A 10631-nucleotide genomic window follows, 5' to 3' on the forward strand; every position below is an offset into this window, starting at 1 on the left:
TTTAACGACTAATGATCCTTTATAAAACAAATCAAAACTGGCTGGGAGATGTCAGTCACTTATTCAAAAGTTGGACCATGACCCGTATTGTGCGGGCGGTGGGAATAATGGGCGTATACTCGCTTGTGGCGTGCTTGGTGATTGAAAAAATGAACTGGGGGGAATATGTGCAGCTCAATACCAGTATTTTCTCTCTCCTAGGTGTTATTTTGAGTATTTTCCTGGTCTTTCGTACCAATTCCGCCTATGATCGCTGGTGGGAAGCCCGCAAGCAATGGGGTGCTTTGGTGAACAACACCCGGAACTTTGCGATCTACGTCGATAGTATGTACCCTGAAGAAGAGGAGGACACGCGGCATTGGATGGCGAGCCACGTCAGTAATTTTTGTATTGCATTGGTAGATCACCTGCGGGAAGGAACGGAGCTGGATAAACTGATTTTTTTGCCCAAAGAGGAGCGCGAGGTTTACGAAAAGAAAGATCATATTCCGAATTATATCTCTCAGCAGATTTTTAAAAAGATAGCTGCTGATCACCGAGATGGGACAATTAACGAAGGGGACTATATTAACATCAAAGCACAGCATCAGTCGTTTCTGGATATCCTGGGCGCTTGCGAGCGAATTAAGAAGACACCTATTCCTTTTTCCTACGCGGTGTATCTGAAAATTTTCATCAGTGCTTATGCCCTTTTATTGCCTTTCGCTCTGGTGACGAGTTTTCACATGATGGCCGTGCCGCTGGCGATGTTTCTCTTTTTTGCCCTGCTGGGGGTAGAGTTGCTTGGGGAGGAAATTGAAGACCCTTTCGGCTTGGATTGTAATGATTTGCCTACCGGCGATATTGCTCATACCATCAAAAAGAATGTCTTTGAAATCTTAGAGAACCGGAAACCTATCGATACCCACGAACGAGAGTTGTACGAGAAGGTGTTTTAGGGATGAAATTAATTCAGGTACGTTTTTATCACATAGGCACATAGTTTTTTTTATAAGAATTGGAAACCGGCAATTTCAAGCTATGTGTCTATGTGTTTAAACCAATCCAGACAGATATGTGGTAATCAACCTATTCTATTTCTTTTACAAATAGCAATAAGTCTTCCGGATCGTCGGGGATGTTAAAAGTGCCTGCATTGCGGAGACCGATTTTTTCTAGCAGTCGGATTGATGGTCCGTTGATGGGTAATGTGAAGGCGAAGATCTTCTTTATGCCCAGTTCTTGTTGTGCATAATTCATCACCGCCTGGGCAGCTTCCAATGCATAGCCTTTGCCGGTGTATTGGGGAAGGAAAGCAAAGCCAATGTCGGGGTCATCGAGAAAATCGCGCTGGGCCATACCGCAAGTGCCAATGACAGCCTGATCCTCAAGGCGTACAACGGCATAGAAGCCAAAATTGTATTTCTGATAACTGGGGATGTTCCTTTCTGTTATGTATTTTTTGGCATCTTCTACATTGTGTACATTACGGTCGCCAATGTAGGTGAGCCAACCCGGAGAATTGAGGAGTTCTAGCATAAAGGGGGCGTCATCGGTGGTGAGTTCGCGCAGGATTAGCCGGGATGTTTGAATCATGGTCGATTTTTTTTTGAACCATCAGCACCAGGGCGAATTCATGAATTTGCCTTTCATGAATCCACCCACCTAAACAGCCATTTTCGCGTAGGCCTTTAGGCCGGAGCACGGTGCCCGGAGGGCGCAAGGACGAGCTGGTGAAGTGGTAGTGCACAGCGTAGCAGGCACTAAGAGCGAAACAAGCGGTAGCGCGCGCAGCGCCGCTACGGCCCCAAAGAAAAAGGGCAAAAAAAATTCCGAAGATAGTAGAAATACTACCCTCGGAATTTAAGCTTACGAAGCTGTACTAGGTTCGTTTAGCTTTCTAGCAATAACGATCAAAAGCCATTTTGAGGTTCTGAGCGATAATCTCAGCGGAACGGCCCTCGATGTGGTGTCTTTCGAGGAAGTGTACGAGCTTGCCATCTTTGAACAAAGCAATAGCTGGCGAAGAAGGAGGGTAGGGCAGTAGGTGTTCGCGTGCTTTGGCAGTAGCAGCGTTATCTACACCGGCAAACACGGTAACCATGTTGTCGGGAGCCTTGTCATTCTGGGTAGCCATTTTGGCACCTGGCCGAGCATTGGCAGCAGCACAACCGCAAACAGAGTTTACAACCAGTAAGGTAGTACCGGACTTACTCAATGCGTTATCAACATCTTCCGCCGTTGACAGACTCTGAAAACCAAAGTTGGTTAAGTCTTGAGCCATTGGGGTAGTTAATTCTACTGGATACATATTTGATAAAGATTTTGTAGTTACAAATTTAAAATAGTCTGTGGTTACGGACAAAAAAAAATCCAAAAACCGCAACATATTCTGTGATTAAGCAGTATTAGTGGATTAAACACCACTAGTACAGAGAAAGTAATCCAGCAGATAAAAAAAATGCTGTCTTTACCTTTTCTTTGTGTCCACTTGAAAACGAAATTGACAAATGAACTGCTGATACTACAATTGGTGGCTTCATTTAGTTGAGTAAACCGGAATACTATTATGAAAATCTCTGAAAATACAGTGATTTACCGACAGTCTTGGTGTATTATACTTTTGTTAGCAGTGTTCTGGCTGGGGAGTTGCGCCTCTGATCAATTGCCGGAACCTATTATGGCTGATTGCGGAGTAGAAGAACCTACTTATACCGTTGACATAAAGGAAATCATCGACGTGAGTTGTGCGTATAGTGGTTGCCACCTGGACAGTTCGCCAGGGCGTTTTGATAGCTACAGTGGGCTGTTGCCTTATTTGGAGGATAATACCTTCCGGCAGCGTGTACTTATTCAGCGGGGAGACCCTACAACGGGTATGCCTCCCAATTTTGCGCCGAGCAGCCGCCCAATCAATCTCACATCAGAAGAACTAACTATTATTGAATGCTGGCTGGAAGCTGGTTTTCCCGAATAAGAATATACCCGAAAAGATAACACGATGACACAGAACGGAACAATGGTCCCCCTCTTTATTTTGGCTTTTATGATCCTGTTGGGGAATAACCCTCTTACGGCCCAGGATCAAGTTTACCGCACGTTTAAAGACTCGCGCGTAGTGAATATTCATTCGCCGGAAACCTTGCCCAAGGGCCGGTTGGACGTTAGGATCAGCCACCGATTTGGTGATATTGGCGGCGATAATGGTGGTTTTGCTACTTTCTATGGCTTGGAGACTGCTAGTGATGTAGGTATTGGTGGTGAATATGGCGTCACAGACGGCCTGACAGTGGGCCTTTACCGTTCCAAAGGAGCGGGTGTTTCCGTTGAAGGCTTTCCTGGCTTGCGCCAATTGCTGAATGGTATAGGGAAACTACGCCTTACAAAACAAGAAGAAAATGGAGGAGCTCCGCTTTCTGCAACGATAATGGGGATGATTTCGCTTTCTACCCAAGAAAAACTAGAGGGAGCAGGTAACGAAGCTTCGATAGCAAGCTTTCCGAATTTTAATCACCGGATGGCTTCCCATGTTCAATTGATACTAGCAAGGAAATTTAGTGACGGATTCTCTTTGCAGGTTAGCCCCGGTTATACGCACCGAAACCTGGTTCCTTTTGAAGACAAAAACGGGATGTTTAGCATCAGTACTGGTGGGCGTGTGCAGGTGACCCGCACGTTTGGCTTACTGGCAGATGCTGTCTTCCCTTTGATTGATAGCCGCAAGAGTGGAACGGGCTATTTTCCTGCAATTGGCTTAGGCTTCGAGTTTGAAACCAGTGGGCATATCTTTCAGGTCAATCTTACCAATGCGACTGCCTTGATGGAAACTGATTTTATTCCTTACACAACTACCGACTGGACAGAAGGCCAATTTCGGTTAGGATTTACGATTTCCCGTTGGTTTAATCTTTAGTACGGCAACCCCCCAAAAACTAGCTAAACTTATGCGCAGCTTTATTATTTTTCTCACACCACTACTACTTCTAAGTTTGCTGGCTGGTTTTCAGCCCCAGGACAAGCCCATTGAGATCAGTTCGGATACTTCGGTCGCTGAAGTACTGGATGCATTGGGTGCTGCTCCTGCGGAGCATCGTGTAAATACGGATATAGATGATGTTTCTGCGGAGATCGGAAGGCAGCTGGTACACGAGGGGGTGGTGCCTTATCCTGATGGTGAAGGCAAAACACGGCGGCAGAGTAAGCACTTTGTGTGTACGTCCTGCCATAATACCGTGAAAGAAGATCCTGACTTACGTTACGCCGATCCCGAAGCACGCTTGGCTTACGTCGCCGAGAAAAATATACCCTTCCTTCCTGGCACTACGCTGTATGGTGTAGTGAATCGTAAGACCTATTACAATGGAGATTACGAAAAAAAATACGGCGACCTGGTGCGCCCTGCGCGCAACGACCTGCGTGGAGCGATAGCCCTGTGTGCTACAGAATGTGCCCAAGGGCGCGAGCTGGAAGACTGGGAGATGGAGTCTATCTTGGCCTACCTGTGGACGATAGATTTGAAAATGGGCGATTTGTCACTACCCGATAATAGTCTTTCGTCTATAGAGGCAGCAACGATGGGAAAGGGAGATAAGAAAGCCGCTGCCGCCTTACTTAACTCTTATTTCCTGGATCACTCTCCGGCTACTTTCCTTGTTCCACCTACCGACCGGGTAGCAGGCTACGGAGAAGAAGGCGACCCCATGAATGGTGCCCTCGTTTATGAGCAAAGCTGTCTGCATTGCCACGGCGAACGCCGCTATTCTTTCTTTAATTTGGATGAGAGTACATACAGTTTTAATTTTCTTGAAAAGCATTTTCCCACCTATTCCCGTTATTCGTCCTACCAGGTTTTGCGCTATGGTACGAGCCCCTCACCGGGCAAACGCGCCTATATGCCCCACTATACCCAAGAGCGGATGAGCAACCAACAAGTAGAGGATTTGCGGGCTTTTGTAAGCAAAGGGATGAATTGATTTGGGGCCGTGCCGTTATTAGCGTTGCTGCGCAGCCGCCAATACGGCACCAGGCTATCCGCTCTTTCCGCCCCTAAGGTGCGGAACCGCTTCTATCCTTCGTCCAGCCCCCTCCGGGGCCCGCGCTCCGGCCTAAAGGCCTGCGCGTCCATTGCTGTTTATAGGTGAGTGGGTCGTTAATGGCGCGAGCGTTAAATTCGTGAATTTAATTTGTTGAATACCCCGTTCAACGTAGATGGAATCTACGTCGGTAAGCTCCTCTTATATGCCCTTATAATCTCTTATATGGTTCAAAAAAAGCACCCTTTGGTGCCTTTGGTGGTTCAAATTTCTATCTTTGCCTTTCGATTTTTTGCAACGAGTACTGTAATAAACAACTTACGGTCGCTACTAATGCAAAAAGCTGGCGCAAAAGAAAGGCAGATTCATGAATTTGCCTTTCTTTTGCCCTTCGATAATAATTTACAGCTAAAAAAGCTGCAAGTAGAAAAATAACAACCATATGTCTTGGTTTGCCTGGATGATGATCATTGGTTACGTGCTCCTGAGTGTGAGCTTGTACAAAGTATTTGAGAAAGCCGGTGAAGCGGGCTGGAAAGGGCTGGTACCTGGGCTCAATTTTGTGGTATGGAGCAAGCTGGTCGGCCGCCCTGCCTGGTGGGCCGTGTGGATGTTGGTACCCATTGTGAATGTCTTCATTTATTCCGGTTTGGCCGTAGATATGGTACGCTCTTTCGGGAAGTACCGATTTTTGGATAGCTTCCTGGCAGTAGTGGGTACGCCTTTTTACTTCTTTTTCCTCGGTACACGGCCGGAAGAGAAGTACCTCGGGCCTACTATTCCTGCCGAGAAAGCTTATGCCGCTAAATTGGCCGAAGCGCAAGAGAAAGGTAGCAAGCGCCAGTACGAAAAGCTGATGCGCGAGAATCCTTATAAAAAAGGACAAAGCCGCGAATGGGCCGAAGCTATTATTTTTGCAGTTTTTGCGGCAGCGCTTATCCGCTTATTCCTGATTGAAGCTTACGTGATTCCTACCTCTTCGATGGAAGGCTCTTTGATGGTAGGTGATTTTCTTTTTGTAAGTAAAGCACATTACGGTATCCGTACGCCTAAGACGGTGGCGATGATTCCACTGTTACACAATGTTGTTCCCAAATTTGGAGGAGAGTCGTACTGGGAAAAGCCCAGCCTGAAGCCAGTACGCTTACCAGCACTGGAAGAAATTGAACATAATTCCCCTGTGGTTTTCAATTTGCCGGCCGGAGATAGTGTCTACATTTTTCCCGACCGCACCTGGACGGTGGATGATGTGCGCTACGGTATGGTCAGAGATGCTAATCCTCGCTATGACCAGATCATTAAGTCTGGTGCTAAAGATTTAGTAACGCGCCCCTTGGATAAGCGCGATCATTACATTAAGCGGTGTGTCGGTTTGCCAGGGGATACCCTTCAGGTTATCGACCGGCAGGTGCATATTAACGGGAAACCAGCAGAGAACCCTACCAATATGCAGTTTTTATATGTCGTTACTTTCCCTACGACCACCATCAATGAGCAACCTTTCGCTGATTGGGGGATTTCAGAAGAAGACAATATCCGCGATGAGCGTGCTCCCAACGTTCGGTACATCTTTATGTCAGCCGAACAAAAAGAGAACGTTCAGGGCATGGATCCTAATATTAAAATTGAAAATTACGAGTTTCCTACCGATGCTAGCCGCGGTTATAACCCTGATCGGCTATACCCACACGATAGCAAAAACTATGGCCCTTGGACGGTAGATAACTACGGTCCGATCTGGATACCCAAAAAAGGCATAACTGTTCCTATCAATATGCAGAACATCAACATGTTTCGCCGGATTATTGGGGTCTACGAAGAGAACGATTTGTCATTTGCGAATGGCCAAATCCTGATCAATGGAGAAGTTGCTACGGAGTATACCTTCAAAATGAACTACTACTGGATGATGGGGGATAACCGCCACAACTCTGAAGATAGTAGAGTATGGGGCTTTGTACCTGATGACCACATTGTGGGCAAGCCGCTATTCATCTGGTTCAGCCTCAAAGAAGGTAGCATCGCCAAAGGTGTCAACTGGAGCCGCGTATTTAGTAGTGCGGATAAGCGATAAAGTCTTATGTGAGATTTGCCTTTTCGGGTGCCTGGAAAGAAAGGCGCACCCAAGGCAAATCTCACAGTACTAGGTGAAAAGTAAATGGTACTTGGTATAGCATCCATTTTAGGTTCGTTGAAATCCTAATACCCTGTACTCCGTACCTACGAGGTTTTACCTCGTGAGATATCAAGCCACTTGACGGATAAACGAAGTCAGGTCCTGCCCTTGTTCCAGGTTTAATTTCTTACGCAGGCGATGGCGAGCCGTCTTTACACTGGTCGGTTCGATGTTGAGGACTGATGCTGTTTCCTTGATGTTGAGGTTCAATTTAATAAGAGAGCAGAGCTTCAGCTCTGTACCGGTCAAGTCCTTGTTTATTTTGGCCAGGTTTTGATAGAAATTTTGATTGGTTTGTTCAAAATATAACTTGAAGGTATCCCAATCTTCATCAGATTGGATATTGAAATCAATACGACGAACCAGCGAACGCATAGCCTTTTTGTTTTGAGCATCCGCCGTAACGCTTACCAGGTCTGTAATTCCCCGCTTGAGTTCTTGTAGTACCTTGTTCTTTTGCACCATGTGTAGCGCGTGCGAGGTCAGTTGCTTGGTTTTGTAGGTCAGTTCCTGGTCTAGCTCCTTCTTTTCCTGTTCGTGCATTTTTTGTTTGAGGGCAAAAAGCTGTTGCTCTTTCCGCCTACGATAGAAAACACCAGCAATGCCTAAGCCAAAGAGAATCATTAAGCTAACCAAGCCAATGATCAGTGCTCTGGCTTTGGATTGTGCTAAACTAGATTGCAGTTCCAAACTTTTGATGCGCAATGCCTTTTTCTCTGTCTCATACTTGGTTTCCAGCGCTGCAATTTCTTTTTGAACGGCTTCTCCTTTGGTTTCCTCTATTAGTGCAGTCAGTTTTTCAAAGTAGAAAAGCGCTTCGGCGGGCTGTTCATTTTGCTTGTAATAGCGGTAGATACTCTCTAGGATGGCTTCCTCCCTAAAGGCGAGTTCTATTTCTTCGCTAATGTCATAAGCGATTAAAAAGTAGTGGATAGCAGAATCTTGTTGCTCCTTGAGTTGATGGTAAATTCCCAGGTTTTTGGCATTCTCAGCAAGGCCTGGCAACCATTGATTTTTCAAGTTGATGTGTCGGGAAGTATGATAATGCGAAAAAGCTTTCTGCCATTCTTTTTGGTCTCGATAGATATTTCCCAGGTTGTTGTTAGAAATAGCAACACCCTGTTGATCGCCAACTTCTTCAAATAGCTTGAGGCTTTCCATGAAGCAGAATTGGGCACTGTCAAGTTGTACCTTTTCTTGGTGGTAAATGGAACCTAGGGAATTTAAGAGGTCGCCATACTGGATGGGCAAGCTGTCACGGGAAGTAAGCTCGAGCGCTTTTTTTAGGTAGCTGATGGCTTTTGTAGGCGCTTCCATATCTAGAAACAAGTCGCCAATTTGGGCAGCGGTGATACTCTGACCATTTACATCTTTCGACTGCTCAAAAAGCTTTTCAGCTTTGATAAAGTAGCGTAAGGCTTCGTCGTATTGAGCGCTTTTTTGGTAGATCCGGCCCAGGTTAGAATAGGTTGCTGCGATACCTACCGAGTCTTTCATCGTTTGGTAAACTTCTAGTGCTTTTTGGTTGCTTTCTGTAGCCTTCGCAAAATCTCCTTGATAGTTGTAGCCAATACCTTGCATTTTTAAAGAGAAGGCGTGCATTTTATTGAGGGTTAGGCGTGCACCTATTTTTTCTGCTGCTTTAGCGTGTACCAATAAAGAATCCATTTGCCTAAGATGATAAAAGCTGGTGCTTAAACGCGAATGACTTACCCCCACCAAGCTGTCATCGGTCACCTCCTGAGAAAGCCTCAGTGCTTCATAGCTGTATAGTAGGGCTGTGTCTAAATTGATGTTTTGGTACAAGATAACCAGTTGGTGAAGCGCACCAATCTGTTGTTGTTTATCCGCAGATTTTAATTGAGCTTTCCATTCCGCAGTGTTCTGGGCAGATAGGGTAGGAGATACCAAAAGGAGTGCAATCAATAACGTACTCAAAAAACGAATAAATAGCATAGTTAGTCAAGAGCTGGTAAGGAGGATGAAACTTGTAATGCGAAAATAAATATTTATTAGGACACCTCTGCACTCCTAAAAAACAGGGAATCACCTTGTTGAAAAGCATAGATTGATAATCAGTAGGTTATGGGGGTAAAAGTACGGTAAACTTACCTGTTGTATACCTGTGTTTAAAGGATGGCTTACCTTTTGACACCCCTCTTTTTTCGCTGTTGATGATGCAATGCCCGTAATCTTGTTCAAAATCAATTTTATGAGAAGCATCTGTATTATCCTATTACTCATTTGGTGGAATGCCTTCCTTTCGGGGCAATCTATAGAGCCAACCACTTTGATAAGTGGTGCCAATTACTATTCCCTGAGCGTACAAGGTGTATCCCTGCACTCTAGTTTTGGAGAGCTGGCTACGGAAACAATTTCTGCCGAAAACCAGCATCTGTCTCAAGGTTTTTTGCAAACCTATTTTGACCTGGTACCCACCGTAGAGGTGGAGGAGAGTTCATTGACGGTTAGCGTTGGTCCGAACCCTTTTACAAACCAATTTACCATTACGAAAGATCAGGAAAAACCATTAGAGGCTTTTCTCTATGATCCCTACGGTCGGCTAGTTCAGCAGGTTGTTTTGAACGACTTGCGTACGACCGTTGATCTCCATGGTCTCCCCGCAGGAGCTTATTTCCTGATCGTAAAACAGGATGGCCAAGCGGTATTTGAAACCACCAAACTCATTAAGGTTTAACACCTAACTCATTCATTAATCCAACCCATTTTGTAACGGGTATTTATTTTAAAGAAAATGAAAAAATCACTTTTAGTAACCCTCCTTTTGTGTTTTACGGCTTTCTTGTTTGCACAAGCACCCACCCTGTTTAAATACCAGGGCGTAGCCAGAGGAATCAATCAACAACCGTACGCTAATACCGATCTTGGTCTTAAAATATCGATCGTTCTTGACAATGGCAGTGGTACCGGAGCCGGTGAAGTCCAATATGCCGAACGCCACTTGACGTTTACGTCCCCAGTGGGGATCTTTTCCTTAAATATTGGTAATGGAGACGTCCTTTTTGGCGACTTGGAAGAAATCAATTGGGGCAGCGGCTCCTATTGGTTGAAAGTAGAAATGGATGTAGAAGGAGGCGATAACTACCTTTATATGGGGAATTCGCCTATCCTCCCCGTGCCTTTAGCAGTACATGCGATGACCGTTGAAGACAAAGACGATGCGGATGCCAACCCTGAAAATGAGCTGCAAACCATCTCCTTTAACCCCAATACCAATGAATTGACCATCTCGGAAGGTAATACCATCAACATCCCTGCCGGGCAGGCTGATGCCGATGCTGATCCGCAAAATGAATTGCAAACACTACAGTTTAATGAAGGAACTAATGTACTAAGCCTGACCGATGGCGGCCAGGTAGACCTAAGCTCCCTGGAAGGTGGCGCAGGAAGCGATGATCAAACCCTGGAGCTTCAAGGCACTA

At 45.6% G+C, this 10631-nt stretch carries 9 protein-coding genes and 1 pseudogene; 7 read left to right on the top strand and 3 right to left on the bottom strand.

Translation table 11 applies throughout. The annotated features are described in order from the left end of the window. Window positions 1-11 precede the first annotated feature (11 nt). Entirely contained in the window at window positions 12-938 is a 927-nt protein-coding gene (locus tag ACRBG0_RS23375; RefSeq protein WP_431489262.1) for a bestrophin family protein, read from the top strand. Window positions 939-1068: 130 nt separating this feature from the next. Here ACRBG0_RS23375 and ACRBG0_RS23380 read toward each other — a convergent pair whose 3' ends face one another. Together ACRBG0_RS23380 and ACRBG0_RS23385 are read right to left on the bottom strand one after the other, a co-directional pair. Next, a complete protein-coding gene (locus ACRBG0_RS23380; protein ID WP_431489263.1) occupies window positions 1069-1575 on the bottom strand; it encodes a GNAT family N-acetyltransferase in 507 nt (168 codons plus the stop codon). Between the two features lie 304 nt (window positions 1576-1879). Continuing rightward, window positions 1880-2290 (bottom strand): BrxA/BrxB family bacilliredoxin, encoded by a 411-nt coding sequence (locus ACRBG0_RS23385; protein ID WP_431489264.1) that lies wholly within the window; start codon window positions 2288-2290, stop codon window positions 1880-1882. 258 nt (window positions 2291-2548) lie between these two features. Between ACRBG0_RS23385 and ACRBG0_RS23390 the strand changes: the two genes are divergently transcribed. The 4 genes from ACRBG0_RS23390 to ACRBG0_RS23405 all read left to right on the top strand — a co-directional run bounded on the left by ACRBG0_RS23390 (window position 2549) and on the right by ACRBG0_RS23405 (window position 7086). Continuing rightward, on the top strand, window positions 2549-2956 hold the full coding sequence (locus ACRBG0_RS23390) for a hypothetical protein (RefSeq protein ID WP_431489265.1): 408 nt from the start codon (window positions 2549-2551) through the stop codon (window positions 2954-2956). 24 nt (window positions 2957-2980) lie between these two features. Continuing rightward, entirely contained in the window at window positions 2981-3892 is a 912-nt protein-coding gene (locus tag ACRBG0_RS23395; protein ID WP_431489266.1) for a DUF5777 family beta-barrel protein, read from the top strand. Window positions 3893-3923: 31 nt separating this feature from the next. After that, a complete protein-coding gene (locus tag ACRBG0_RS23400) occupies window positions 3924-4952 on the top strand; it encodes a c-type cytochrome (protein WP_431489267.1) in 1029 nt (342 codons plus the stop codon). 502 nt (window positions 4953-5454) lie between these two features. Then, window positions 5455-7086, top strand: coding sequence for a S26 family signal peptidase (locus tag ACRBG0_RS23405; RefSeq protein WP_431489268.1), 1632 nt, complete (start codon window positions 5455-5457; stop codon window positions 7084-7086). Window positions 7087-7257: 171 nt separating this feature from the next. On the opposite strand, the gene ACRBG0_RS23410 is transcribed toward ACRBG0_RS23405, so the two are convergent. Further along, window positions 7258-9126, bottom strand: a complete 1869-nt coding sequence (locus ACRBG0_RS23410; protein ID WP_431489269.1) for a tetratricopeptide repeat protein — start codon at window positions 9124-9126, stop codon at window positions 7258-7260. Between the two features lie 274 nt (window positions 9127-9400). On the opposite strand from ACRBG0_RS23410, the gene ACRBG0_RS23415 reads away from it, so the two are divergent. Together ACRBG0_RS23415 and ACRBG0_RS23420 are read left to right on the top strand one after the other, a co-directional pair. Continuing rightward, window positions 9401-9886: a T9SS type A sorting domain-containing protein gene (locus ACRBG0_RS23415; protein ID WP_431489270.1), complete on the top strand. Its 486-nt coding sequence runs from the start codon at window positions 9401-9403 to the stop codon at window positions 9884-9886. A 57-nt stretch (window positions 9887-9943) separates the two neighbouring features. Beyond that, window positions 9944-10631 (top strand): annotated as a pseudogene (locus ACRBG0_RS23420) (hypothetical protein); the annotation flags it as partial.

Origin of the sequence: Lewinella sp. (genome assembly GCF_050633125.1) — a bacterium.
Lineage (GTDB): Bacteria > Bacteroidota > Bacteroidia > Chitinophagales > Saprospiraceae > Lewinella.

What these genes read in the sequence shown, in the direction of transcription:
- ACRBG0_RS23415 (WP_431489270.1), top strand. Translation starts at nt 9,401, where the DNA reads ATGAGAAGCATCTGTATTATCCTATTACTCATTTGGTGGAATGCCTTC.
- ACRBG0_RS23390 (WP_431489265.1), top strand. Translation starts at nt 2,549, where the DNA reads ATGAAAATCTCTGAAAATACAGTGATTTACCGACAGTCTTGGTGTATT.
- ACRBG0_RS23385 (WP_431489264.1), bottom strand. Translation starts at nt 2,290, where the DNA reads ATGTATCCAGTAGAATTAACTACCCCAATGGCTCAAGACTTAACCAAC.
- ACRBG0_RS23375 (WP_431489262.1), top strand. Translation starts at nt 12, where the DNA reads ATGATCCTTTATAAAACAAATCAAAACTGGCTGGGAGATGTCAGTCAC.
- ACRBG0_RS23380 (WP_431489263.1), bottom strand. Translation starts at nt 1,575, where the DNA reads ATGATTCAAACATCCCGGCTAATCCTGCGCGAACTCACCACCGATGAC.
- ACRBG0_RS23395 (WP_431489266.1), top strand. Translation starts at nt 2,981, where the DNA reads ATGACACAGAACGGAACAATGGTCCCCCTCTTTATTTTGGCTTTTATG.
- ACRBG0_RS23405 (WP_431489268.1), top strand. Translation starts at nt 5,455, where the DNA reads ATGTCTTGGTTTGCCTGGATGATGATCATTGGTTACGTGCTCCTGAGT.
- ACRBG0_RS23400 (WP_431489267.1), top strand. Translation starts at nt 3,924, where the DNA reads ATGCGCAGCTTTATTATTTTTCTCACACCACTACTACTTCTAAGTTTG.